Genomic DNA, 25,990 nt, shown 5'->3' on the forward strand with positions numbered 1-25,990 from the left:
GAGCAATTATTGGGAATATGTCTATATGTTAATGAGGCGCCCGTATGAAAAATTTTGAAACATTCAGTAAGGGATGGTCCTATTTACCCTCTGGCAGGAGAAATTGATGAGAACCGTGTTCTTAATCGCACTATGTTGGATCCTTCTTTTGCCTTGTGAATCGAGGGCGACAACCCTGCGCCTATCCACAGAGATCGACTTGCTGGTACTGGATGGGAAAAAAGTTTCCAGTTCTTTGCTAAGAGGTGCTGATAGCATTGAGTTGGACAATGGTCCGCATCAGTTAGTATTTCGTGTAGAAAAAAATATCAGAACCAATACGCGAGAACAGCGCCTTTATATTTCCCCACCTTTAGTGGTGAGTTTCGATACCAAAGAAGTCAGCCAGGTAAATTTCAATATTCCACGTATTGAAAATGATAAAGACAGCGATGAATTTGACCTGGCACCTCATCTTCAACTGCTCGATGGTGATGCTGGAGTCATCCCATCGAAAGTGGATATTTTGCTGGTTAAAAACGCATCACAGGGAATCGACTACGAGCGGGATACTCAGGTTTACAACAAATCGGGGAAAACGGCGGCGGTAAAAGGATTCGCCACGATGATGGCAGACGACAGCGAACTACTCTCGAAAACATCTGAACTCGACGCTCCGCCTCGTCAATCCGATACGTTAATCGAGCAGCGCCTCAGATATTGGTTTCTACAAGCAGATAAACCTACCCGCGACCGTTTCTTGCAATGGGCAAAAGATAATCCAACACAATAATTGGCTTCCAAACCCCGCATTTTTGACACCCTTCTCTTGCAGCATCAGTGGCTTCCAGTAAGCTGTAGCCAATATAAATCAATCAGGATTAACCAATGGAATTAACGACCCGCACCCTGGGGGAAAAAAACATATTGCGCTGGTTGCACATGACCACTGTAAAGACGCCTTATTGAAATGGGTGGAGCGCCATAAAGTTAATCTTTCACATCACGTGTTGTACGCGACCGGCACCACCGGAAATCTCATCCAGCGTGGCAGCGGTCTTGATGTCAACGCTATGCTTAGTGGCCCGATGGGCGGCGATCAGCAAGTCGGTGCGTTGATTTCCGAAGGGAAAATTGATGTGCTGATTTTCTTCTGGGACCCGCTTAATGCAGTTCCACACGATCCTGACGTTAAAGCATTACTACGTCTGGCAACTGTGTGGAACATACCTGTTGCAACTAACTTATCAACCGCCGATTTTATTATTCAGTCGCCGGGCTTTAATCAGGCAGTTGAAATTTTAATCCCCGATTACGCACGTTATCTGGCAGAACGACTGAAGTAATTACGGTCGGTTTGCTGCGGGCACGCCAAGATGTTTCAGGATATCGACAAAACTGGACGGCTCCTGTTTGTTGAATAAAAGCCAGACTCGATGACGGGCCCGCGTCATCGCCACATACAATAATCGCCTTTCTTCAGCATCTGGATAATCTTCCGGCTGCGGCAATAATGCTTTTTCCATTACCGATTCTCGAGCCAAAGCCGGGAAACCATCTTTACCCTGCTGTAAGCCTAACACCACAACGTAGTCAGCCTGCTGCCCTTTACTGGCATGAACAGTCATAAAATCAATGGCGAGTTTTGGCCAGCGTGTTGCTGCCTTTTCCAGAATCGCCGGGCGTAAATGATGGTAACGGGCCAGAACGAGAATGCGCTGCTGCGGATTCACATACCCGCTCATCTTATCCAGCAGCGCTTCGAGCTGGTCATCAGCCAATAATGTGACGGATTTTTTATCGCCTTTAGATAGACTATTTAATGGCTTAGCCAACTGATGCGGATTTTGCTGTACGAACAGATTCGCTATTTCACCTATACGATCGTTGAAGCGATAAGTGGTATCTAACGCACACTGGTCTGCATCGCCAAAATGGTGAGCAAAAGCGGTGGTCAGCGACATTTCTGCACCACTGAATCGATAAATTGCCTGCCAGTCATCACCCACCGCATATAGCGAAGTATGCGAGTTTTGTTTTCTGAGTGCCGCCAGCAGTGCTGCACGCTGCGGCGAGATATCCTGAAATTCATCCACTAAAATATGCTTCCACGGGCTAATAAACCGCCCCTTTTCCAGCACATTAATAGCCTGATGTATCAAGCCTGAAAAATCGACTGCTTCTTCAGCTTTCAGCGCAGTTTTCCAACTTTTCAGTAAAGGGGCCATCAGCTTGACGCGTTTGGCAAAGAGATCGCGGATCTCTTCAGGCGCCTCGGCAATCATTTCTGCCTGCGAACCACCATGCATACGCATTAATCCCAACCAGCGATCTAACCGGCTTGCCAGACGCTTTGCCAATCGTTCATCTTTCCAGTATTCCCCTTCCGGCACGTCCCATTGCAGCTCGTCTCGTAACCACTCACGCCAGCCTTTTGCCTGCGCTTTTTTCTCACGACACTGCTGTTGCCAGCTTTCAATTAGCAATTTGTGACGTGCCGAAGTATCGGATTCCAGTTCGCTAACCCGCGGTACTTTTTTACTACCTTGCTGAATGATATGCAGTGCAAGAGCATGAAACGTACGAGCGGAGATAGCATCGGTATTCAAGCGTTCGGCAATTCGCTGATCCATCTCCTGCGCAGCTTTGCGCCCAAATGCCAGCAACAGGATTTGCTCTTCACTGGCTTCGCCGCGTTGTAATAGCCAACCGGCACGTGCAACAAGAACGGAGGTTTTGCCACTCCCCGCCCCCGCGAGCACTAATAGCGAATCTTCGCCATTGACGACAGCACGAGCCTGAGAAGGATTCAGCGGAGAACTTTCGATGTGCTGGAAAAAATCAGCATACTTTTCCAGCATGTGATTGGTAAAAGCGGTATTGCGTTGATGGCGGCGCGTATCACCTTGTTCAAGCCAGGCTTTACAATGAAACCAAAGTTCGCGGCAATTTTCGAATTCATCAAGCCGTGCTAATGGCAGCGGTAGCGCTGAAAACGCAGCGCGAACATTTTGCTGTAACGCCTGCATATCACTGCGTTTAAACCATTTCTCTTGCTGAACCCTGCGTGTTATTTCGGCATATTGCTGTTGTAGCACCTGAGCTGCCACTTCGCTCATTTCAGTGCTCCAGTTCTGCCACAGTTCGCTCAGGTGATGATAGAAGCGTTGCGTTTCACTCCATTCCGTACCATGCAAACGCACGACTTTATCATCGGGCAAGACAAATTCCAGCTCGCCCCAAACCAGACCGCGCTTGCAATTAATTGCGATTAACTGATTGAATGGAATAAGGTATTCATGACGATCACCCTTTACCTCTACACCCGCAGTCAGTAATCTCACCCGATTGTAGGGATGTTGTGCTAAATGTTTGCCAAGGGAGGTCGCTTTCAATTCCATTACGCTTTGCCTGATCCAAAAAATGGTTGTGGTTAAGTTTACCCGCCGAAGGAATGACGCTCCAGAGTAAAAACGCGTTACAATTGCTGTGGTTATTCATTTATCAACATTCATACCAACAAAGAGTGATTATGCGTACAGTCCTTAATGTATTGAACTTTGTACTGGGTGGTTTTCTCACCACTCTCTCTTGGTTGCTGGCCACTCTCGTCAGTATCATTTTTATTTTCACTCTCCCGCTGACTCGTTCCTGCTGGGAGATAACTAAACTCTCGTTCGTTCCGTACGGCAACGAAGCTGTCCATGTTGATGATCTCAATCCGCAGGGTAAAAGCGCCATCCTGAACACCGGCGGTACGCTGCTAAACATTCTTTGGCTGGTGTTTTTCGGCTGGTGGCTCTGTGTGCTGCACATCTGTACCGGGATTGCACAGTGCATCACTATTATCGGCATTCCTGTAGGAATCGCTAACTTCAAGATAGCAGAGATTGCACTTTGGCCTGTGGGTCGCCGTGTCGTTTCTGTAGAAACTGCACAGGCTGCACGTGAAGCTAATGCACGACGTCGTTTCCAGTAAATTTGACAAGAATAGTGAGTATTAATGCTTAGCCCAATTTTGCGCCGCTATACCTGGAACAGCACCTGGCTCTATAACTTACGTATTTTCATTGCGCTTACAGGCACTGCTGCGTTCCCATGGTGGTTGGGCGAGGTCAAGCTCACTATTCCGTTAACGCTTGGCGTTGTTGCAGCAGCTCTTGCAGATTTAGATGACCGTCTCACCGGCCGTTTACGTAATCTTCTGATTACTTTGGTTAGTTTCTTCATCGCTTCCGCGTCGGTGGAGTTGTTATATCCATGGCCTGTGCTGTTTGGTATTGGGCTAATGGTTTCTACCAGCGGGTTCATTCTTCTGGGTGGGTTAGGTCAGCGGTACGCCACTATCGCATTTGGGGCGTTGCTTATCGCCATCTATACCATGCTCGGCATTTCTCTGTACGAGCACTGGTATCAACAACCCATTTTGCTGCTGGCAGGTGCAATCTGGTACAACTTACTGACGCTTGCCGGGCATCTTATATTCCCAATTCGACCGCTTCAGGATAACCTGGCTCGCTGTTATGAGAGCCTCGCGCGTTATCTCGAAGTCAAAGCAACCCTATTTGACCCGGATATCGAAGAAGAAAGCCAGGCACCAATGCTTGAGCTCGCGATGGCAAATAGCCAGCTTGTGACAGTGCTGAATCAAACCAAAGGTTCGTTGCTGACACGCTTACGCGGAGATCGTGGACAGAGAGGCACTCGGCGGACTCTGCACTACTATTTTGTCGCTCAGGATATTCACGAGCGCGCCAGCTCTTCCCACATCCAGTACCAGGCACTGCGCGATAAGTTTCGCTACAGCGACATTATGTTTCGCTTTCAACGCCTGTTAACTATGCAATCTCAGGCCTGCTTGCAGCTTTCACGCTCCGTTTTATTACGCGTGAAATATCAACATGACCCACGGTTCGAGCGCGCGTTTACCCATCTTGACGCCGCCATTGAGAGATTAAAAACGGATCAGTATCTGGCGAGTGAATTAAAAGCACTTGGCTTCCTGGTGAGTAATTTGCGCGCCATTGATGCTCAGTTAGCCACTATTGAATCTGAACAAGCCCTCGCCGCTCCGCACAGCGATATTGAAAACCGCCTGTTGGATGATCGCTTAACTGGCTTTGGAGATATCTGGCAGCGATTAAAACGCAATTTAACACCAGAATCAGCGTTATTCCGCCATGCGGTGCGCATGTCCGTTGTACTGTGCGTCGGCTATGCATTTATTCAATTCACCGGGTTAAAACATGGCTACTGGATACTTTTGACCAGTCTCTTCGTTTGCCAACCTAACTACAGCGCCACTCGCCGCCGCCTGGCTTTGCGTATTATTGGTACTTTGGTGGGTGTGGCCGTCGGGCTTCCGGTATTGTTCTTTGTGCCATCAATTGAAGGACAGCTTGTTTTAATTGTGATTACTGGCGTGCTCTTCTTTGCTTTTCGCAATGTGCAATATGCGCACGCCACCATGTTTATCACCTTGCTGGTGTTGCTCTGTTTCAACCTGTTGGGCGAAGGATTTGAAGTCGCAATGCCACGTATCTTCGATACCTTATTAGGATGTGCCATCGCCTGGGCCGCCGTAAGTTTCATTTGGCCTGACTGGCGTTTTCGCCGGTTGCCATTAGTGGTGGAGCGTGCATTTAACGCTAACTGCCGTTATCTGGATGCGATTCTTGAGCAATATCACCAGGGTCGTGACAATAGGCTTGAGTACCGTATTGCACGCCGGGACGCACATAATAAAGATGCTGAACTGGCTTCAGTTGTGTCGAATATGTCGTCTGAACCGCGTGTTTCAGCGGAGATGCGGGAAACAGCATTTCGCCTATTGTGTCTGAATCACACCTTCAACAGCTATATCTCAGCGTTGGGTGCACATCGTGAAAAACTGATAAACGAGGATATTTTGCTACTGCTTGATGATGCTGTGTGCTACGTCGACGATGCACTTCATCACCTGCCAGCAGATGAAGAGCGAGTACAAAAAGCACTTCAGGGACTATCTGAACGTATAACCACACTTGAACCGCAACCAGACTCCAAAGAGCCACTGGTGCTTCAGCAGATTGGTCTGCTGGTTGCGCTATTACCAGAAATATCGCGCCTTCAACAACTTGTGTCACAACAACACAATTAACGTCTTTGGCGTTTCTCGTAATGATGTCCCCACTCGACCAACTCCTGGCGTGTTGCCGCCGGGAGTGCGGCTTCATGAATTCCGCAAATAGCGCCAGCTAATGCCAGCAATACCTGTACGCCAAGCCCTTTCTTAACGCCTCTGAGCTTTATCCAAGAGCGCTTTGCGCCGAAGGCATGAAGGGTACGCACATCAGCAATACCGACTTCCCACAACATCATCTCCAGACTGTGCGTTAAATTGGGTAAATCTTTAAGCCTTTGCTGAGCACGCTGCCGGGATTTTTCGCGCCGGGCACTGAATAGAGCATCCATTGACAGTTGAACTAACTTTTCACGATCGCTCCACAACCCCTCATCAACGTGGTAATAATTGAGTTCGATAGTACGTCCACGTTTATTGTAAAGCAGAGGCTGCGAGGCTCGTTTAACAAAATAGACTTCCGTTTGTTCACATGCTCGCAGATAAAGTTCCCCTTCTGAAACCATGGCAAACACAACGTTTTCTACCATCAAGCTATACCCACCAAATAGTGACCGGCAGCCAATTTCTCCCAGTGGGGATAAGTATTCTTTAGATTGATGAATCCTCGCATAAGATCTTTTTTTCATGAATATATCCTTAAATATCATGCTGTAATTTATCGATACGGTTTATTAGCGCTCCCTGTAATACGAAAATAAGTAACCTAATCACTCACCGCAATCACATTCTCACTTTCCGTCGAATTACATGATGAAATTGCGAGACACTTTCCGAAATTTAGATTGATCTTTATCCAAACAGGCATTACTGTATATCCATACAGTAACCCATCAGGCGGGATTAACGATGCATTCACATAACGTTCGAACTCAGGTTGCCACTGTTACAAATGCTGTGCCTTCTACGGCCCAGTCATCTGCGGGTAACAACATTAAAGGGTTGATCAGTGAAGTGATCTACAGCGAAGATCAGCCATGGGTTACACAACTGGTTTTATTGCCACTGCTTCAACAACTGGGGCAACAGTCACGTTGGCAGCTGTGGCTAACACCACAGCAGAAATTAAGTCGTCAGTGGCTACAATCGGCAGGTCTTCCGCTGGCAAAAGTTATGCAAGTGAGCCAGTTAGATCCACTTTTCACCGTAGATGCTATGGTAAAAGCATTGCAGACAGGAAATTACAGCGTTGTTATCGGTTGGTTACCTGAAGAATTGACGGATGAAGAGCATTTGCAACTGTCATCTGCTGCCGAAATGGGGAATGCAATCGGCTTCATTATGCGACCAACCCGTATCTCGGAAACAGGATGTCGACCACGAAGTGAGCTAAAAATTCATTCTAGTTTGTATCATTAAGTAAATTTAAGAGAATTCTTGGAACTTTTTATGAACCCTTGACAATTCATTGTGAATTATCAAGAATCCGCGTCCCAAGCCGCTCCAGGCGGCCTTCCAGCAAATCTTTAGAGTGTGAATTACGCGCAAAAATGTTAGAAAATGTGTATACAAGTCGTTTTTTTTCATATGCCTGACGGACTTCACACTTGTAAGTTTTAAACTACGTTGTAGACTTTAGCTCGCCAGGGTTGCTCTTCATAACACCGATTGATCGGTAGAGTAACAAGTGAGCATAAACTCGGGCGAAGGATTTAACCCTGGGCTTTAGAGCGATTTTAAAGCTCATGGCCTTTTTGGATGATAATGAGGCGCAAAAAATGAAAAAGACAGCTATCGCGATTGCAGTGGCACTGGCTGGCTTCGCTACCGTAGCGCAGGCCGCACCGAAAGATAACACCTGGTATGCAGGTGGTAAGTTGGGTTGGTCCCAATTCCACGACACCGGTTTCTCTAACCAGAACGGCTATGATAACGGCATCGGTAATGGCCCAACTCATGACAGCCAACTGGGTGCTGGTGCGTTCGGTGGTTACCAGGTTAACCCGTACGTTGGTTTTGAAATGGGTTATGACTGGTTAGGTCGTATGCCATATAAAGGCAGCGTAGAAAACGGTGCTTTCAAAGCGCAAGGCGTTCAATTGACCGCTAAACTGGGCTACCCAATCACTGACGATCTGGACATCTACACTCGTCTGGGTGGTATGGTATGGCGTGCAGATTCTACAGCTATGAATGCTGCTGGTAACCGTGTAAGTGATCACGACACTGGCGTATCTCCATTGGCTGCTGGTGGTATCGAGTGGGCAGTTACCCGCGATATCGCTACCCGTCTGGAATACCAGTGGACTAACAACATTGGTGACGCTGCTACCGTTGGTACTCGTCCAGACAACGGCTTGTTGAGCCTGGGTGTTTCTTACCGTTTCGGTCAGGGCGAAGTTGCAGCTCCAGTAGTAGCTCCAGCTCCAGCACCAGCTCCAGAAGTACAGACCAAGCACTTCACTCTGAAGTCTGATGTTCTGTTCAACTTCAACAAAGCAACTCTGAAACCAGAAGGTCAGCAGGCACTGGATCAGCTGTATACTCAGCTGAGCAACCTCGACCCGAAAGATGGTTCTGTTGTAGTTCTGGGCTTCACCGACCGTATCGGTTCTGACCAGTACAACCAGAAACTGTCTGACAAACGTGCACAGTCTGTTGTTGATTACCTGATCTCTAAAGGTATCCCAGCTAACAAGATCTCCCCACGCGGTATGGGCGAATCTAACCCAGTTACTGGCAACACCTGTGATAACGTAGCTCCTAAAGCTAAACTGATTGATTGCCTGGCTCCAGATCGTCGCGTAGAGATCGAAGTTAAAGGTATCAAAGACGTTGTAACTCAGCCTGCGGCATAAGTTACCGTTATAAAAAAACCCCGCTTAGGCGGGGTTTTTTGTTTTTATTCTTTGGTGAATGCATAGAACCGAAAAGCAGAGCTCAGAGTCAATACAACCGCCCCTCTACTCTTTGCCTAGCAAAGCCTGGAGATCCTGTTTGAGCGATGACATCTGATTGGCGTATTGCTCTTTACGCTCAGCATCTTCAATCAATTGCACAATAGTTTCTGAGAGGGTGCATCCTCGTCGATGAGCAAGCCCTGCTAACCGCTGCCAAACCAAATATTCAAGGTCGATGGACTTCTTACGGGTATGCTGATGCTCGGCATTAAAGTGCCTTTTACGCCGCGCGCGGATAGTTTGCTTCATACGATTATGAAGCTCTGGATTCATATGTTTCTCAATCCAGCTCAACACATGCACAGGTTCATTTTCGAAGCGTAACAGTTCATCAACGGCTTCTTTCGCCGCACTAGCTTCGATGTAACGTGTAATTAATTCGCCTTCGCGGTGTTTTTTGACCAGATACTTCCACTTCCAGCCGCTCTCGAGATTTTCCAACTGTTGATATTTCATTGCGATCTCAGTGTGACCGTGTAACTCATTTCAGAATAACAGTTTTTTTTATTTTCGCTTACCTGAAAAATGAAAGCTGTGAGCTAAGTAAACTTGCCGCTCCGCATAAACCGTGTGCTACCTTCCCTATTCTTGTATAATCGCGCCTTTGACATCTAATTAATAAATAGCGACTTTGACGACTAATCGACTTGAATGGCGTGCTCTTGTACCTGATACCGAAAGCTATCAGGAAATTTTCGCACAGCCTTATGATTCCGAAACTGCCCCTTTCTCCGCTGTGCAACCCCGTCTGTCGTACGGACTGGTGCAGCTCAGCCAACCGGTAGCCTCGGCCGATCTGATGCTGGTAAAAGCCGCTGAAGAAGCCGAATACCTTAATCTTATTACCGAAGCAGCACGTGAGTGCTGGTCGCAAGACAACGCTCTGACGGGCGGCCACTACCTAGTAGAAGGCAGTCACGCAACGTTACGGCCGGCCGAGTCCGCAGAAGACAATTTTGCAGGACTGTCTGAGGTTGTCGCTGCCGACTGGATTGAAGCGGACCAGCTGTTTGGCTGCGTGCGTCAGTTTGCAGGTGAAATTACTCTGACTCCGGGCCTGGTTCACCGTGCCAACGGTGGCATTCTGGTGCTGTCGTTGCGTAGCGTATTAGCACAACCGCTGTTGTGGCTGCGCCTGAAGCAAATGGTCATTCAGGGTCGCTTCGACTGGATTTCACCTGACGAAACGCGTCCTCTTCCAATCAATATTCCTTCGTTACCATTGAGCCTGAAACTGGTTCTGGTTGGCGAGCGCGAATCGCTGGCAGACTTCCAGGATATGGAACCTGAGCTGGCTACTTCGGCGATTTATAGCGAATTTGAAGAAAACCTGCAGATTGCTTCTGCTGACGATATGGCGTTGTGGTGCCAGTGGATTTACGCAGTCGCCAAATCAAAATCTCTGCCTGCCCCTGCAACTGATGCATGGCCAGCGTTAATCCGTGAAGCCGTGCGTTATACCGGCGACCAGGAAACGCTGCCACTGTGTCCATCATGGATAAGCCGTCAGTTGCGCGAAGTCGCAGCCTTCACTGAAGAAGACAGCTTCGGTGCTGAAGAACTGACGCAAATGCTGGCACAACGTGAATGGCGTGAAGGTTATCTTGCTGAACGCATGCAGGATGAAATTCTGCTTGAGCAAATCCTCATCGAAACCGAAGGGGAAATGGTTGGCCAGATCAACGCCTTGTCGGTGATTGAGTTCCCAGGGCATCCACGTGCATTTGGTGAACCTTCTCGCATCAGCTGCGTGGTGCATGTCGGTGATGGCGAATTTACTGATGTAGAGCGCAAAGCGGAGCTGGGCGGAAATATTCATGCGAAAGGCATGATGATCATGCAGGCATTTTTAATGTCTGAATTGCAACTTGACCAGCAAATCCCCTTCTCTGCATCTCTGACTTTTGAACAGTCTTATAGTGAAGTAGATGGCGACAGCGCCTCAATGGCCGAACTTTGCGCATTAATCAGCGCACTGGCAAATGTGCCTATTTATCAGCATATTGCGGTAACAGGTTCCGTAGACCAGTTTGGTCGAGTGCAACCGGTTGGCGGCCTGAATGAGAAGATTGAAGGTTTCTTCCGTATTTGCCAGCAACGCGAGTTTACCGGCAAGCAAGGCGTGATTATTCCTGTTTCCAATGTGCGTCACCTTTGCCTGCACCAGGACGTTCTGGATGCTGTAGAACAAGGGCAATTCACCATTTGGGCCATCGATGATGTCACTGATGCACTACCCTTATTAACAAATCTGCCCTGGGATGGCGAAGGGCAAAATACACTCATGCGTGCGGTACAAGAGCGAATCGCTCAGGCATCCGCGCAAGATATTCGGCACCGCTATCCATGGCCACTGCGTTGGCTCAATTGGTTCAATCAAAACTGATCGGACTTGTTGAGCGTACACGTGTTAGCTAACATGCGTGCTTCATTACAATAAGGCTTACTGTAAACATGGTAGATAAACGCGAATCCTATACAAAAGAAGATCTTCTTGCCTCTGGTCGTGGCGAACTGTTTGGTGCTGAAGGCCCACGTTTGCCTGCGCCATCCATGCTGATGATGGACCGCGTAGTCAAGATGACCGAAGACGGTGGTAACTTCGATAAAGGTTACGTTGAAGCAGAATTAGATATTAATCCTGACCTGTGGTTCTTCGGTTGCCACTTTATCGGCGATCCAGTAATGCCTGGTTGCCTGGGTCTGGATGCGATGTGGCAGCTGGTAGGTTTTTACCTCGGCTGGTTAGGCGGTGAAGGTAAAGGCCGTGCACTGGGCGTGGGTGAAGTTAAACTCGCGGGCCAGATCCTGCCTACAGCGAAGAAAGTCAGCTATCGTATTCACTTCAAACGCGTTATTAATCGCCGCCTGATTATGGGCCTGGCAGATGGTGAAGTGTTGGTTGATGGTCGTGTGATCTACACCGCGACCGATCTGAAAGTGGGTCTTTTCAAAGACACTACTGCTTTCTAAGCCTGATTTTATACCCAAAATAATTCGAGTGGCATCGAGGCGGCAAGAGAGCAAGTCCCGATGAGCTTACATAAGTAAGTGATTCGGGCGCGTGAACGAGCCAACAAAGATGCAGCTCGAAGTATGAAGGGTATAAACGCGAAACCTCCGCTATGCGGAGGTTTCTTCTTCTAAAGAGACAGTGATTACGCGGTAACCGCCCTGTCTTCCATGGCTTCTCGCCAGCCTCCCATCCAGTACGACCTTTGATTCAGTGTCTGATAGGGACACATCTCTTTGGAGCGTCCGACGATACCTGCTTGATAACCACGTTGATGAGCCCGTTCCAGGCGATCTCGTTTTTGTCTCTTCATGCCTCGTTTCCCTCATTTCTATATAATCTGGTGGAAAGAAAACAGTGGCCACAAAACGTGCAACCACATATAAGCAATAACTCCTAAAGCCTCTATCGTCAATGCGCAAAATTCACGCCAATGTCATAAATGTGAGCTACAAGAGTTTTGTTTTGCACAAAAAGTGTGAGAACGCATGGCTAACAAATTAATGCCAAAAGAAAAGCTGCGTTCCGCTTTGTAGGCGAAAGACGCAGCTTTTTTGTGCTACTGAGATGATTAGTTAAGGCGAGTCAGCTCACCAGCGATACTTTTCGCTTCTTGCTGCCAGGCCTGAGCTAAGGTTTTCACCATGGCATCGTAACCATCAGCTTCTTGCTTCAGCTCAAGGTGGAACGGACGTTTAATCAATTGCCCCTGATGCTTGAGCAACCACTCGCCACTTACAATTACTTTCCCGTCATAACGTCCGTGAAAACCGGTCACGTTAACATTCAGAGTATCCTGATCGTTGCCAAGTGGTTGTGATGCCACCACCCAACCAGGTAACGCGCTACTCAGATTGCTGACAAGAGTATTTCGCAATTGCTGATCCAACGGACTTGCCCACAAATTGCTGGAGGCAATGACGTACTGCACCTCACTGGTCTGATAAACCACGCCATTGCCGGCGAGGTAATCAGGAACGGCAACCTGCTCTACCCACAATAAATGAGTTCCAGGCTGGCTCACAGCCTGCATGGCAGGTGCGGAGCTCTGAGGTAGCTGGTAATAGGTCTTTCCATTATCGCTGCTGCTACAGGCCGTTAGAGCCAATGCAGCAAAGAGTGGGAGCCATTTTTTCATTCTTTCGCCCTCTTCGGCTGGGGATCTTTTTTATCCTTCGCCTCAAAGACCAGCGAATTGCTCTTATCGTTCAACGTGCGCAGTACAGGTTGCAATTCACGCAGAACCTGGTCAAGACGCTGCATATCGGCCACCATCTTGTTGTAGGCCGCAGAACCCGGCTGGAAGCCCTGCATACTGCGATTAAGTTCACGCAGTGTTGACTGCATATCTTCAGGCAAAGATTGCATAGACTTATTCGCGGTAATCTTATTCAGATTATCGAGCGTCTGCTGCAAGCGCTTCATGGTTCGCTGACTTTCCGCAAGCGAATTGGTGGTTTGTTCAATCATCGGATTGAGCGGCAAGTTGTTAATCTTATCCAGTGTCTCCAGCAAGCGTTGTTGGATTTGCGCCAGTCCGCCACTCATCGTTGGGATTATCGGGTAACCCGCAAATGTCGGTAATTCGGTTACCGGCGGCGCTTTAGGATTGAAATCCAGGTCGATAAACAGTGCCCCGGTAACAATGCTGCCCGTTTTCATAGACGCTCGTAAACCGCGTTTAATCAGGGCTGTCATGTTGTCCTGAATGTGAACATCATCACCGACCAGATTTTGCAAACGCTCAGGTTCAAGACGGATCAGAACCGGAATACGGAAATCATCATTGATCTTCTGGCGCATCCCATCGGTAAAGAATGGCACCTTAGCCACGGTTCCCAATCGAATACCGCGGAACTCAACTGGTGCTCCTGGCTGCAGGCCACGCACTGAATCTTTAAAGAACATCAGGTAGTCAATGTGATCGGTATACAGAGAATCCTGAATGCTTTTTTGATCGTCGAAGAGGTTGAACTCGCTACCCGGTTTCGCAGGTTTACCAAGCTCCCAGCCTTCTGGTACGTCAAAGCTTACACCGCCGCTAAACAGCGTTGTAAGAGACCCCATCTCTACGCGCATACCTTGTGAAGACATATCAACGGCAATACCGCTGTCTTTCCAGAAGCGTACGTTACTGGTCACCAGGCGATCGTTCGGCGCACTGATGAATAGCTGATAACTGATGCTACGTTTCGCAGCATCAAAGGTGCTCGTTTCTACTGAACCAACTCTATAGCCACGGAACAGCACCGGGTCACCTGGAGAAAGCTGCCCTGCTTTATTACTGTCGAGGGTAACGCGAATACCTTTAGCATCAGGTGGTGCCAATGGAGGAGCATCCAGCAAATCATATTTAGCAGATTGCGACCCCTTATTGCCCGGTTGCAGTTCGATATATGCACCGGAGAGCAGAGTACCAAGCCCGGAAATACCTTCACGCCCGACTTGCGGCTTAACGACCCAAAACACCGAGTCATTATGCAGAAGTTTTTCCATGCCCGAATTCAGCCGGGCTGTAATTTCGACATGAAGCAAATCGTCTGACAGCACCGCGCTTTCCACAACGCCCACATTAACGCTACGGCTTTTAATCATGGTTTTCCCACCTTCGATGCCTTCGGCATTAGTGGTAATCAGCGTGACTTCGGGCCCTTGATGGCTGTAGTGATAAAATAAGATCCACGCGCCGATTAGCACGGTTACGATAGGGAAAATCCATACCGGGGACCAATTTTTCACCTTTGCTACTTTTGCTTCCCCGCTTTTATTTTCCATGCTCAGACGACTCCTCATGAGTTGAATCCGGTGCGCGATCCCAGGACAAGCGAGGGTCAAAGGTCATCGCTGCAAACATTGTCAAAATCACTACTAGTGCAAACATCACGGCTCCGATCGCCGGGTAGATACTCATCAATCCTCCCATACGCACCAGGGCCGATAATACTGCTATAACGAACACATCGATCATTGACCAACGCCCGACAAATTCGACCACCTCGTAGATCAAATGCATTCTTTCACTGTCACGCCGACCGTGGCCTTTAGCATCCCAGCACAACCAGGCAATCGCTAACATTTTCAGTGTCGGAACCAAAATACTGGCGATGAAAATAACTCCAGCCACCGGATAAGAGCCTTCGCTCCACAACAAAATAACCCCGGCAATAATCGTCGACGGGATTTTGCTGCCCAGAACTTCAGTTATCATGATGGGCAATATATTTGCGGGTAGGTAAAGCATAATTGAAGTCAGCAGCAGAGCGAGTGTCCATTGCAAGCTATGACGGCGACGAACATACCCTTTGGTTTCGCAGCGCGGACAAATTTCCTGATCCTCTGGCACGATTGCTGTGCAGCATGAACAAGAACGCAACCCCTGACGAAGGCCTGATACACCGACTTTAAGCGGCACCGAAATCGCCGGCTCAGGCGCAATATCATCCCACAGCCAACGCCGGTCCACACACTGGAAAGCCCGGAGTTGCAACACACAGAACAGGCACCACGGAATAAAACTGCTCCCGACACCAATATCGCCATAAGCCATTAATTTGACGAAACTCACCAAGACGCCAGCAAGAAAAATTTCGGCCATACCCCAGGACTTTAGCTGGAATAGGATTCGTGCCAGGCGCTTTTTAAGAGTTAGTGGTAATGCCACCTGGTTAACTAATAACAAAATCGTGATCAAACAGAACGTAGGCACCGCCTGCACAAAGACCATAAAGAAAGTGCCGAGGCTCGCGTAGTCTTCATTGAACATGACGCCTGGAATTTCAAGCAGCGAAACTTCACTGCTGAGTCCTGCTACTTTCATGTTGATGAAGGGAAATAGGTTGGCAAGTAGCAACATAAACAGAGCTGCCAGCGCATAAGCTGTAGGACGTTGACGTGGTGAGGACCACTGAGTAAGAAGTATTGTACCGCAACGTGGACAGACGGCCTTATGGCCGTCCTCCAATACTGGTAGCGCGACCAGTAAGTCACATTGTGAGCATAATATGTGTGAACGATGATGATGCGTGGCACACATATCGTGTCTCCTTGTGTTACGCGCCGTTTTTCAGAGCTTCGAGATATTCCCAGCGTTCAAAAGCCTCTTCCAGTGCTTTTTCTGCCGTGGTCAGGTCGCTCAATGTTTTTTGTGTGACGTCGTGTGGCTGGTTAAAAAACTCAGCATCCCCGACCTTAGCCTGGATAGCTTCCAGTTCCGCCTCAAGTTGTTCAAGACGTTGTGGTAATTGCTCTAATTCACGTTGCAGGTTATAGCTTAGCTTGCTACTTGCACGTTTAACAACTTCCGCCTTTGCAGGCTGGTTGTTTTGCGCCTTATCTGCCACAGAGTGGCGTAAAGTTTGCGCAGATGCCTGTTGGCCTTTGGCGTCATGATAACCACCGACGTAACGACCAATCTTGCCTTCGCCTTCAAAAATCCAGCATTCGGTAACAGTGTTGTCCACAAATTGACGATCGTGGCTCACCAACATAACCGTGCCCTGATAACCATCAATCAACTCTTCAAGTAATTCGAGCGTTTCGACATCCAGGTCATTCGTCGGTTCATCGAGAATCATCAAGTTGCTAGGTTTTAGGAATAACTTCGCCAGTAAAAGACGGTTACGCTCACCACCAGACAATGCACGAACCGGAGTCATGGCGCGTTTCGGGTGGAAAAGGAAGTCCTGCAAGTAACCCAGTACATGGCGTGGCTTGCCATTCACCATCACTTCTTGCTTACCTTCCGCCAGGTTGTCCATTACCGTACGATCTGGATCAAGCTCCGCGCGGTGTTGGTCAAAGTACGCCACTTCAAGCTTGGTACCGCAATGCACGCGCCCGCTATCCGCTTTCAACTGATCTAACATCAGTTTCAACAATGTGGTTTTGCCACAGCCGTTTGGCCCCACCAACGCGATTTTGTCGCTGCGCTGTACCTGGGCTGAGAAATCCGATACCAGGTTTTTGTTAGCGATCTGGTAAAACACGTTTTCCATTTCAAAGACTATCTTGCCGGAACGCGCCGCTTCACCAACTTGCATTTTGGCGCTGCCCAACACTTCACGACGAGCACTACGTTCGTTACGCATCGCTTTCAAGGCACGCACACGGCCTTCGTTACGCGTACGGCGTGCTTTAATGCCCTGACGGATCCACACTTCTTCCTGCGCAAGTTTGCGATCAAACTCGGCGTTTTGCAGATCTTCAACACGCAGAGCTTCTTCTTTTGCCAACAGATACTGATCGTAATCGCCAGGGTAAGAAACCAGTTTGCCGCGATCAAGATCGACGATACGCGTCGCCATATTGCGAATAAATGAACGGTCGTGCGAGATGAAAATAATGCTGCCCTGGAACTCTTTCAGGAAACCTTCCAGCCAGTCGATAGCTTCGATATCCAGGTGGTTAGTTGGCTCATCAAGCAACAGAACGCGTGGAGAACTCACCAGCGCACGGCCCAGTGCCGCTTTACGCAACCAGCCGCCAGAAAGTGCCGACAGTTCAGTGTCAGCTTCCAGACCTAATTGTTCGAGCACTTCATTAATGCGGCTCTCCAGTTGCCAGAGATTCTGGTGATCAAGAATCTCCTGGATACGCGCCATTTCATTGAGGTTTTTATCGCTCGGGTCGGTCATCACTTTGTGGGAGATATCGTGATAGGCCTTGAGGTACTCGGCCTGCTCTTCCACGCCTTCTGCAACGAAGTCGTAAACCGTGCCCGCGACATTACGCGGAGGATCTTGTTGCAAACGCGCGACAATCAAATCCTGTTCGTAAACCATGCGCCCATCATCAAGCGGCACTTCACGGTTGAGGATTTTCATCAGTGTGGATTTACCTGCACCGTTACGGCCAACCAGACAGACGCGTTCGTTTTCTTCGATATGGAGTTCGGTGTTATCTAACAACGGTGCGTCGCTAAACGACAACCAGGCACCGTGCATACTAATCAATGACATGACAATTAATCCTTGGCTACGTGAGTAACGAGCCAGCAGTTATGAATTTGGCGATTACGGGCAAAATCTTGTGACAAGGTTTTCTGCGTGATTTCCTGAGCACTCAGGCCCAGATTAGCCAGCCCGTCAAAGTCCATTTTGAAGCCACGTTTATTGTTGGAGAACATAATGGTGCCACCCTGGCGCAACAGACGCTTAAGGTCTTTCATCAGCACGATATGGTCGCGCTGGACATCAAAAGATTCTTCCATACGTTTTGAGTTTGAGAACGTCGGTGGATCGATAAAAATCAGATCAAACTGTTCATCGGTTTCACGCAACCAGCCCAGGCAATCAGCCTGAACCAGGCGGTGTGCACGGCCACTCAAGCCGTTAAGACGCAAGTTACGCTCAGCCCACTCCAGGTAAGTACGAGACATATCGACGGTGGTCGTCGTTTTAGCACCACCTAACCCCGCGTGAACTGTCGCACTGCCGGTATAAGCAAACAGGTTAAGGAAATCTTTCCCTTTGCTCATTTTACCCAGCATTTGGCGCGCAATACGATGGTCGAGGAACAAACCGGTATCAAGATAGTCAGTCAGGTTGACCCATAGACGAGCGTTATATTCGCTCACTTCCATGAAGTCGCCTTTCTCATCCATTTTCTGATACTGACTTTTCCCTTTCTGGCGCTCACGGGTTTTCAGGATCAGTCGGTTGGATGGCAATTCCAGTACAGACATTGTTGCAGCGATCACGTCAAACAGACGCTGACGCGCTTTATTGGCATCAACCGTTTTCGGCGGCGCGTATTCCTGAACCACAACCCACTCGCCGTAGCGGTCAACAGCAACGTTGTAGTCTGGCAAATCGGCATCGTAAATTCGGTAGCATTCGATACCTTCCTGACGCGCCCATTTATCGAGTTTTTTGATATTTTTGCGCAGGCGGTTCGCGTAATCATCAGCGATCTGGCCTGATTGCGCACCCGTGCTGGTGGCAGATAATTGATAGTTTTTCTGAACACAATCTAGCGGGCCGTTCTTCGCTTTAAACTGGCGTTCGGCACGCAGTTGCAGGCAGCTTAGCAAATCCGGAGATGCGCTAAACAGTGACAAATTCCAGCCGCCAAAATGGTTTTTCATATTGCGGCCAAGCAGGCTGTGCAATGCAATCAGCGCAGGTTCGCTATCCAGACGCTCGCCGTATGGCGGGTTACTGACAACCGTACCAACCGGGCCTTCCGGCAGCGGATTGGTTAATTTAGCCACGTCTTTGACTTCGTAACTGATGATATCGCCCAGACCCGCACGACGGGTATTGGCACGAGCGCGTTCGATAACGCGTGAATCGTTATCCGAACCATAGAAACGCGAAGTATATTCGCCAAGGCCTTTGCGAGCGCGAACCTGTGCTTCGGTGGTGATCTCTTTCCACAGATCGAAATCATGGTTCGCCCAACCAAGGAAGCCCCAATGTTTGCGATGTAAACCAGGCGCACGATCGGTGGCGATCATCGCAGCTTCAATCAACAGCGTGCCGGAACCGCACATTGGATCGAGCAGCGGAGTACCCGGCTGCCAGCCTGAACGCATAACAATAGCTGATGCCAGCGTTTCTTTAATAGGAGCAGCACCAGTGCTATCGCGGTAACCGCGCTGATGTAGACCTTCGCCGCTTAAATCCAGCGCGATGCTGGCGGTATCTTTGTTCAGCCAAACGTTAATGCGCAGATCTGGTTGTTCACGTTCAACGTTCGGACGCGGCAAGTTTTTACGCGTGAAGGAATCAACAATCGCATCCTTCACTTTTAACGCGCCGTACTGACTGTTACGGATAACGTCATTCAGACCACTGAAATGCACTGCAAATGTGGCATCCGAGCCAAACAATGCAGGCCAGTCGATGGTCTGTACGCCCAGATATAAATCCAGGTCGCTATAAACACTGCATTCATTTAATGGCAGCAAAATGCGGGACGCAAGACGGCTCCACATCAAGCTTTGATAGAGCAGACGTGAGTCCCCCTGGTAATGTACGCCGCCCTGAACCACCTGGCATGCTTGCGCACCAAGGCCCTCCAGTTCAGTTTTTAATAGCTCTTCAAGCCCACGCGCCGTACTGGCAAACAGAGAATTCATATCGTCACTTAATCAGGTATAAAAAGAAAATTGTGGCGCATTATAGCCAATCCGCCACGCATGTCATAAAGTTGGCCTCTTATATTCTCTTTTTCTTCATTTATGCAAGGAGCGCGTGCGTATCATGATCACCCTATCTCAGCTTTATATTCACCCGGTGAAATCGATGCGCGGCCTTGCGCTCTCCCATGCTCAGGCAACTACCAGCGGTTTAGCTTTTGACCGCATCTTTATGGTGACAGAACCTGACGGCACTTTTATTACCGCACGCCAGTTCCCGCAGATGGTGCTATTTACTCCGGCCATTATTCACGATGGTCTATTTTTGAGCGCGCCAGACGGCAGTTCCGCCACAATACGCTTTAGCGATTTCCGGCCTGAGGCCGCGCCAACGGAAGTCTGGGGAAACCATTTCACCGCGCAAATTGCTCCCGATGATATCAACCAATGGCTGAGTGGTTTTTTCTCACGCCCGGTACAACTGCGCTGGCTGGGTGAAAATTTAACGCGCCGCGTTAAACGTCATGAAGAGGTACCACTCTCTTTTGCCGACGGTTTCCCATTCTTGCTGGCAAATGAAGCATCGCTGCGCGATTTGCAAAATCGCTGCCCGGCGAGTGTAAAAATGACACAATTTCGCCCGAATATTGTAGTCACCGGCGCACAAGCCTGGGACGAAGATAGCTGGCAAGTAGTACGGATTGGCGGCGTAACATTTGATGTCGCCAAACCTTGTAGCCGCTGTATTTTCACCACCGTCAGCCCGGAGCGTGGCCGCAAACACCCGAGCGGTGAACCTCTCGCGACATTACAAAAATTCCGGACCGCACTGGATAATGGTGATGTCGATTTCGGCCAAAATCTGATTGCCCGCAATAGCGGTGTGATTCGTGTGGGTGATGAACTCGAAGTACTGGCGACAAAACCTGCGAAAGTTTATGGCGCAGGAGTGACCGAAGAAACTCTTGAGCCTTTAGAGCAGCAAGAAAGCATGGTGGCGATTGACTGGCAGGGCCAACAATTTCGCGGTAACAACCAACAAATTTTACTAGAACAACTCGAACAACAAGGAATTCGCCTGCCCTATTCTTGTCGGGCCGGGATTTGCGGCAGCTGCCGGATAAAGTTAGTCAGTGGGGAAGTCAAAGCGTTGAAGAAAAATGCTATCAATGATGATGGCACAATCCTTTGCTGTAGTTGTATTCCTGCAGGAGATGTAGAGTTAGCGGGAAACTAAACTGCCTGATCAAGGTTAAGGGCGAGACTTGTTGGTTGCGGCCTTAATCTGTCATTCATTACTTTAATCGCATCACCGAGCTGCATGGTACGGCCAGCAAGTTGCAAGCCTGGCTGCGCTAATAAACAAAGTGCAGCGTTATCACCTGTTTCTACCACCAGCAGATTCACCTGCTGCATATCGTCGCTTAACCACACACAGGCTGCATCGCCAGGTATTGGCTGCCAGCATTCCCCATGAGAGAGAAAGTGCCAGCTTTTTGGCATCTGCGGCTTGAGATAACGAATCGCTACGAGTGCATTTAATACCAGTTCAGCGCGCTGCTCTTTGCTTAATATGAGATCACGACATTTTTCTTCGAAAGAGAAAAATAGAGCTGCATCATCAACACAAAACCCAGTGTTTTCAAAGGCATCGGGAGTAAGCATTTTACGAGGGAAACGGGAACGGAAAAGCATGCCATTGGCTAAATCGAGCATCATACGATCATGCTCCTCATCATAATACCAACGCCAATTATCGTCCGGTTTAATCCGCATAATTATTTGCCCTTATCCCCATATACCTGCGATTAGAAATATCCTTATCACCGCTTCGTAAATGAACACATTAATAAAAGACCAATATGTTCAAATTAGCAACAATGACGGAATATAAAACAACCGGGACTCAAAATAAAGCCCCGGTTGTCCGAAAGTAAAACATTCAGAGATTACAAACCTGAAATAATTTCTTTAATCAGAGGTGGGCCTTTAAATATGAACCCGGAATATATTTGTACTAAAGAGGCACCCGCTGCCATCTTCTCGCGTGCGGCAATCAATGAATCAATACCGCCAACGCCAATAATCGGCAAGCGACCATTTAATTCTTGCGACAAGCGGCGAATAATTTCTGTGCTTTTTAACTGAACCGGACGGCCACTTAAGCCACCCATTTCATCGCAATATTTCATGCCCTGAACCAGGCTGCGATCCAATGTCGTATTGGTCGCAATTACCCCATCAATATTATGGCGTACCAAACTATCAGCTACCTGGATCAATTCCTCTTCAGAAAGATCCGGCGCGATCTTCACCGCCACAGGTACATATTTATGATGCAATTCCTGAAGCGCTTGCTGCTTATTTTTGATTGCAGATAACAGATCATCCAGCGCATCGCCGTATTGCAGCGTGCGTAATCCAGGGGTATTTGGTGATGAAATATTAATCGCTATATAACCCGCGTACGGATAAATTTTATCCATGCAGATCAAATAGTCATCTTTGCCTTGTTCAACTGGAGTGTCTTTATTCTTACCAATATTGATGCCAAGAACCCCATCAAAATGGGATTTTTTGACATTCTCAACCAAGTTATCAACACCGTGGTTATTGAAACCCATACGGTTAATTAATCCTTCAGCCTCTACAAGACGAAAGATTCTTGGCTTGTCATTTCCAGGCTGTGGGCGAGGCGTTACCGTGCCAATTTCAATGGAGCCAAAGCCCATTGCACCCAACGCATCTATGCACTCACCATTTTTGTCCAGACCTGCAGCCAGGCCTAATGGGTTCTTAAAGGTCAATCCCATACAAGTGACAGGTTTCGACGGCACATTTTGCCGCACCAGCCATTCGAGAGGTGTACCTGATACACGACGCAATTGCTGGAATGTCACTTCATGAGCGCGCTCTGGATCGAGCTTGAATAGGGCTTTACGAACGAAGGGGTAGTACATGAACTCTCCTGGATTCCCGGTATGCAAACCGGGGCCGTATTATCGTCGATAACGTCATTGAATGGAATTGACCTGTGACAAAAAAGGCTGAATCAGCGCAATCGTTTCCCTTACGTCCTGTTGTTATGCGTTTTTTAGCAATTCTTTTCCAGATAAATTATTTAGTGGAATAAGAGTTCTGCGCGAATATCACAGTCAATTGTTATCAATGTTATCTAAAAGCAAACAATTAGTTATAAGGAAACGATATGCGTGTGATTACCCTTGCTGGAAGCCCGCGCTTCCCATCCCGTTCTAGTGCACTGCTGGAATATGCCCGCGAAAAACTGAGCGCTCTGGATATCGAGGTGTGTCACTGGCATCTACAGAATTTCGCGCCTGAAGATTTGCTGTACGCACGTTTCGATAGTCCGGCTCTTTTAGCGCTCATTGAGCAATTGCAGCAAGCCGATGGCGTGATCATCGCAACACCTGTTTATAAAGCTTCATTTTCTGGCGCGCTGAAAACGCTGCTCGACCTGCTGCCTGAACGTGCACTGGATAAGAAAGTCGTTCTGCCTTTAGCCACTGGTGGCACGGTGGCGCACATGCTGGCAGTCGATTACGCATTAAAGCCTGTCCTTAATGCGCTAAAAGCTCAGGAAATCCTGCATGGCGTGTTTGCTGATGACAGCCAGATAGCGGATTACCAGCACAAACCGGTGTTCAGCAACAACTTACAACAACGCCTCGATAACTCGCTAGAAACCTTCTGGCAGGCTCTGCACCGCCGGGATTTCATTGTCTCCTCCCCTTTTAAGACGCAAGGAGTTGCTCATGTTTAACTTTCTGAAACGAACCGCTCCGTGGCTTGCACTCGCAGGAACATTAAGCCTGAGCGCTACACTTCACGCGGCTGATACTGGGCCTGAGCAGCTACGTATTGGTTATCAAAAAGGCTCGGTCAGCATGGTGCTGGCGAAAAGCCACCAGCTGCTGGAAAAAGAGTATCCAAACACAAAATTCCAGTGGATTGAATTCCCGGCGGGCCCGCAAATGCTCGAAGCGCTGAACATCGGCAGTATCGATCTCGGCAGCACCGGCGATATTCCGCCAATCTTCGCGCAGGCTGCGGGCGCCGATCTGGTGTATGTCGGGTCTGAGCCGGCAAAACCAAAAGCCGAAGTGATTCTGGTGCCGGAAAACAGCCCAATAAAAACCGTGGCGGACCTTAAAGGGCACAAAATTGCTTTCCAGAAAGGTTCCAGCTCCCACAACCTGGTGCTACGAGCGCTGCAAAAAGCTGGGCTGAAATTTACCGATGTCCAGCCTGCTTATTTAACGCCAGCGGATGCGCGTGCCGCATTCCAGCAGGGCAACGTTGATGCCTGGGCAATTTGGGACCCCTACTATTCTGCAGTCTTGTTAAACGGCGGCGTGCGCGTGTTAACCGACGGCAGCGAGCTGAATCAGACGGGTTCTTTCTATCTTGCTTCACGCCCTTATGCCGAACAAAACGGTCCGTTCCTGCAACACGTTCTGAAAACATTTAGCGACGCCGATGCGTTAACCCGTAGCCAACGCGATGCAAGCGTTGCGCTGCTGGCAAAAACCATGGGGCTGCCGGAAAACGTGATTGCCACCTATTTCGATCACCGCCCCCCAACAGTGATTACACCTGTCAGTGCCGAGACTGCGGCAAAACAGCAGCAAACCGCAGATCTGTTTTATGACAACCATTTAGTGCCTAAAAAAGTCGATATTCGCACCCGCATCTGGCAGCCCTCAACACAAGGAAACAAGTCATGAGTTTAAATATGTTCTGGTTCTTACCTACCCATGGCGATGGCCACTACTTAGGCAGCAATGATGCAGCGCGCCCGGTTGACCACGGGTACCTGCAACAGATTGCGCAGGCTGCGGACAGACTTGGCTTTACCGGCGTACTCATCCCAACAGGCCGCTCTTGTGAAGACGCCTGGCTGGTTGCCGCATCTATGATTCCCGTGACGCAGCGTTTGAAATTTCTGGTCGCGCTGCGTCCAAGCGTGACCTCGCCAACCGTGGCTGCACGCCAGGCCGCAACGCTCGACCGACTTTCCAACGGGCGCGCTTTATTTAACCTGGTTACCGGGAGCGACCCTGAAGAGTTAGCTGCAGACGGCGTGTTCCTCAATCATAAAGAGCGTTACGAAGCCTCCGCAGAATTTACCAATATCTGGCGTCGTTTGCTGGAAGGCGAAACGGTAGATCACGAAGGCAAACATATTCAGGTCAAAGGGGCAAAACTGTTATTCCCGCCTGTGCAACAGCCTCGCCCACCGCTTTACTTTGGTGGCTCTTCAGATGTGGCGCAGGATCTTGCCGCCGAACAAGTGGATCTCTATCTGACATGGGGTGAACCACCGCATTTAGTGAAAGAAAAAATTGAGCAAGTCCGTGCGAAAGCCGCAGCTCATGGCCGCACGGTACGTTTCGGCATTCGCTTGCATGTGATTGTGCGTGAAACCAACGAAGAAGCATGGGATGCCGCTAATCGCCTGATTTCTCAGCTGGATGATGAAACTATCGCCAAAGCGCAGGCCGCATTTGCGCGCACCGATTCCGTCGGCCAGCACCGCATGGCGGCGTTGCACGGCGGCAAACGCGACAACCTGGAGATTAGCCCGAATCTATGGGCAGGCGTTGGCCTGGTGCGTGGCGGTGCGGGTACTGCATTGGTAGGTGATGGCCCAACCGTTGCGGAGCGCATCAACGAATACGCAGCGCTTGGTATCGACAGCTTTATTCTTTCGGGATACCCGCATCTGGAAGAGGCTTATCGTGTTGGTGAGTTGCTGTTCCCGCATCTTGATGTCGCGATTCCACAAATTCCACAACCGCGCCTGGTTCATGAAAGGGGCGAAGTGGTAGCCAATGACTTTATTCCGCGCAAAGTGGCGCAAAGCTAAGGAGCAG

The 25,990-nt window shown here is 49.0% G+C and carries 22 protein-coding genes and 1 pseudogene; 12 read left to right on the forward strand and 11 right to left on the reverse strand.

What is annotated here, in order from left to right; genetic code table 11:
• The first annotated feature begins 106 nt into the window (after positions 1-106).
• Together csgI and mgsA are read left to right on the forward strand one after the other, a co-directional pair.
• On the forward strand, positions 107-772 hold the full coding sequence (gene csgI / locus AC0IXI_RS16020; protein ID WP_471682760.1) for a curli synthesis inhibitor: 666 nt from the start codon (positions 107-109) through the stop codon (positions 770-772).
• A 95-nt stretch (positions 773-867) separates the two neighbouring features.
• Positions 868-1,325, forward strand: a pseudogene (gene mgsA, locus AC0IXI_RS16025) (methylglyoxal synthase).
• On the opposite strand, the gene helD reads toward mgsA, so the two are convergent.
• Complete coding sequence (gene helD, locus AC0IXI_RS16030; RefSeq protein WP_471682761.1) at positions 1,326-3,380, reverse strand: DNA helicase IV; 2,055 nt, start codon at positions 3,378-3,380, stop codon at positions 1,326-1,328. It abuts the pseudogene before it with no gap.
• Positions 3,381-3,511: 131 nt separating this feature from the next.
• On the opposite strand from helD, the gene AC0IXI_RS16035 reads away from it, so the two are divergent.
• Both AC0IXI_RS16035 and yccS read left to right on the forward strand, forming a co-directional pair.
• Entirely contained in the window at positions 3,512-3,958 is a 447-nt protein-coding gene (locus AC0IXI_RS16035; protein WP_471682762.1) for a YccF domain-containing protein, read from the forward strand.
• 24 nt (positions 3,959-3,982) lie between these two features.
• Positions 3,983-6,118: a YccS family putative transporter gene (yccS, locus tag AC0IXI_RS16040; RefSeq protein WP_471682763.1), complete on the forward strand. Its 2,136-nt coding sequence runs from the start codon at positions 3,983-3,985 to the stop codon at positions 6,116-6,118.
• Here yccS and AC0IXI_RS16045 read toward each other — a convergent pair.
• Positions 6,115-6,729 carry a TfoX/Sxy family DNA transformation protein gene (locus tag AC0IXI_RS16045; protein WP_413497871.1) on the reverse strand — a complete coding sequence of 205 codons (615 nt, stop codon included), beginning with the start codon at positions 6,727-6,729 and terminating at the stop codon, positions 6,115-6,117. The genes yccS and AC0IXI_RS16045 overlap by 4 nt on opposite strands.
• Positions 6,730-6,949: 220 nt before the next feature.
• On the opposite strand from AC0IXI_RS16045, the gene sulA reads away from it, so the two are divergent.
• The gene (gene sulA / locus AC0IXI_RS16050) at positions 6,950-7,459 is read left to right on the forward strand and encodes an SOS-induced cell division inhibitor SulA (RefSeq protein ID WP_064517604.1); all 510 of its coding nucleotides are present in this window, start codon (positions 6,950-6,952) and stop codon (positions 7,457-7,459) included.
• Positions 7,460-7,818: 359 nt separating this feature from the next.
• Positions 7,819-8,898 carry a porin OmpA gene (gene ompA / locus AC0IXI_RS16055; protein ID WP_134183548.1) on the forward strand — a complete coding sequence of 360 codons (1,080 nt, stop codon included), beginning with the start codon at positions 7,819-7,821 and terminating at the stop codon, positions 8,896-8,898.
• 105 nt (positions 8,899-9,003) lie between these two features.
• On the opposite strand, the gene matP is transcribed toward ompA, so the two are convergent.
• Positions 9,004-9,456, reverse strand: a complete 453-nt coding sequence (gene matP, locus AC0IXI_RS16060) for a macrodomain Ter protein MatP (RefSeq protein WP_064517602.1) — start codon at positions 9,454-9,456, stop codon at positions 9,004-9,006.
• A gap of 175 nt (positions 9,457-9,631) precedes the next feature.
• Between matP and AC0IXI_RS16065 the strand changes: the two genes are divergently transcribed.
• On the forward strand, positions 9,632-11,386 hold the full coding sequence (locus tag AC0IXI_RS16065; protein WP_471682764.1) for an AAA family ATPase: 1,755 nt from the start codon (positions 9,632-9,634) through the stop codon (positions 11,384-11,386).
• Between the two features lie 68 nt (positions 11,387-11,454).
• Entirely contained in the window at positions 11,455-11,973 is a 519-nt protein-coding gene (gene fabA, locus AC0IXI_RS16070) for a bifunctional 3-hydroxydecanoyl-ACP dehydratase/trans-2-decenoyl-ACP isomerase (RefSeq protein WP_034494356.1), read from the forward strand.
• Between the two features lie 185 nt (positions 11,974-12,158).
• On the opposite strand, the gene rmf is transcribed toward fabA, so the two are convergent.
• The 6 genes from rmf to rlmKL all read right to left on the reverse strand — a co-directional run bounded on the left by rmf (position 12,159) and on the right by rlmKL (position 20,093).
• Entirely contained in the window at positions 12,159-12,326 is a 168-nt protein-coding gene (gene rmf, locus AC0IXI_RS16075) for a ribosome modulation factor (RefSeq protein ID WP_034456319.1), read from the reverse strand.
• A 258-nt stretch (positions 12,327-12,584) separates the two neighbouring features.
• The gene (gene pqiC / locus AC0IXI_RS16080; protein ID WP_471682765.1) at positions 12,585-13,151 is read right to left on the reverse strand and encodes a membrane integrity-associated transporter subunit PqiC; all 567 of its coding nucleotides are present in this window, start codon (positions 13,149-13,151) and stop codon (positions 12,585-12,587) included.
• Positions 13,148-14,788, reverse strand: a complete 1,641-nt coding sequence (gene pqiB, locus AC0IXI_RS16085) for an intermembrane transport protein PqiB (protein ID WP_413497880.1) — start codon at positions 14,786-14,788, stop codon at positions 13,148-13,150. Before pqiB ends, pqiC begins: the two co-directional genes overlap by 4 nt.
• Entirely contained in the window at positions 14,778-16,046 is a 1,269-nt protein-coding gene (gene pqiA, locus AC0IXI_RS16090) for a membrane integrity-associated transporter subunit PqiA (RefSeq protein ID WP_413497881.1), read from the reverse strand. Before pqiA ends, pqiB begins: the two co-directional genes overlap by 11 nt.
• 16 nt (positions 16,047-16,062) lie before the next feature.
• Entirely contained in the window at positions 16,063-17,970 is a 1,908-nt protein-coding gene (locus tag AC0IXI_RS16095; protein ID WP_151992690.1) for an ABC transporter ATP-binding protein, read from the reverse strand.
• A gap of 5 nt (positions 17,971-17,975) precedes the next feature.
• Positions 17,976-20,093: a bifunctional 23S rRNA (guanine(2069)-N(7))-methyltransferase RlmK/23S rRNA (guanine(2445)-N(2))-methyltransferase RlmL gene (gene rlmKL, locus AC0IXI_RS16100; RefSeq protein ID WP_151992691.1), complete on the reverse strand. Its 2,118-nt coding sequence runs from the start codon at positions 20,091-20,093 to the stop codon at positions 17,976-17,978.
• Between the two features lie 124 nt (positions 20,094-20,217).
• Here rlmKL and AC0IXI_RS16105 point away from each other — a divergent pair, with 124 nt between their 5' ends.
• Positions 20,218-21,330, forward strand: coding sequence for a YcbX family protein (locus tag AC0IXI_RS16105; protein ID WP_471682766.1), 1,113 nt, complete (start codon positions 20,218-20,220; stop codon positions 21,328-21,330).
• On the opposite strand, the gene zapC is transcribed toward AC0IXI_RS16105, so the two are convergent.
• Positions 21,327-21,869 carry a cell division protein ZapC gene (gene zapC, locus AC0IXI_RS16110; protein WP_064517585.1) on the reverse strand — a complete coding sequence of 181 codons (543 nt, stop codon included), beginning with the start codon at positions 21,867-21,869 and terminating at the stop codon, positions 21,327-21,329. The two genes, AC0IXI_RS16105 and zapC, sit on opposite strands and share 4 nt — an antisense overlap.
• A gap of 173 nt (positions 21,870-22,042) precedes the next feature.
• Entirely contained in the window at positions 22,043-23,053 is a 1,011-nt protein-coding gene (gene pyrD, locus AC0IXI_RS16115; protein ID WP_154149526.1) for a quinone-dependent dihydroorotate dehydrogenase, read from the reverse strand.
• A 248-nt stretch (positions 23,054-23,301) separates the two neighbouring features.
• Between pyrD and ssuE the strand changes: the two genes are divergently transcribed.
• The 3 genes from ssuE to ssuD are packed head-to-tail and all read left to right on the forward strand — an operon-like array spanning position 23,302 to position 25,983.
• Positions 23,302-23,877, forward strand: a complete 576-nt coding sequence (gene ssuE, locus AC0IXI_RS16120) for an NADPH-dependent FMN reductase (RefSeq protein WP_064517580.1) — start codon at positions 23,302-23,304, stop codon at positions 23,875-23,877.
• Positions 23,870-24,841, forward strand: coding sequence for a sulfonate ABC transporter substrate-binding protein (locus tag AC0IXI_RS16125; RefSeq protein ID WP_413497882.1), 972 nt, complete (start codon positions 23,870-23,872; stop codon positions 24,839-24,841). The genes ssuE and AC0IXI_RS16125 overlap by 8 nt, the downstream gene beginning before the upstream one ends.
• Positions 24,838-25,983, forward strand: a complete 1,146-nt coding sequence (gene ssuD, locus AC0IXI_RS16130) for an FMNH2-dependent alkanesulfonate monooxygenase (protein WP_064517574.1) — start codon at positions 24,838-24,840, stop codon at positions 25,981-25,983. The genes AC0IXI_RS16125 and ssuD overlap by 4 nt, the downstream gene beginning before the upstream one ends.
• Positions 25,984-25,990: the final 7 nt, after the last annotated feature.

The sequence above is a fragment of the Buttiauxella sp. AC038 genome (genome assembly GCF_979253565.1).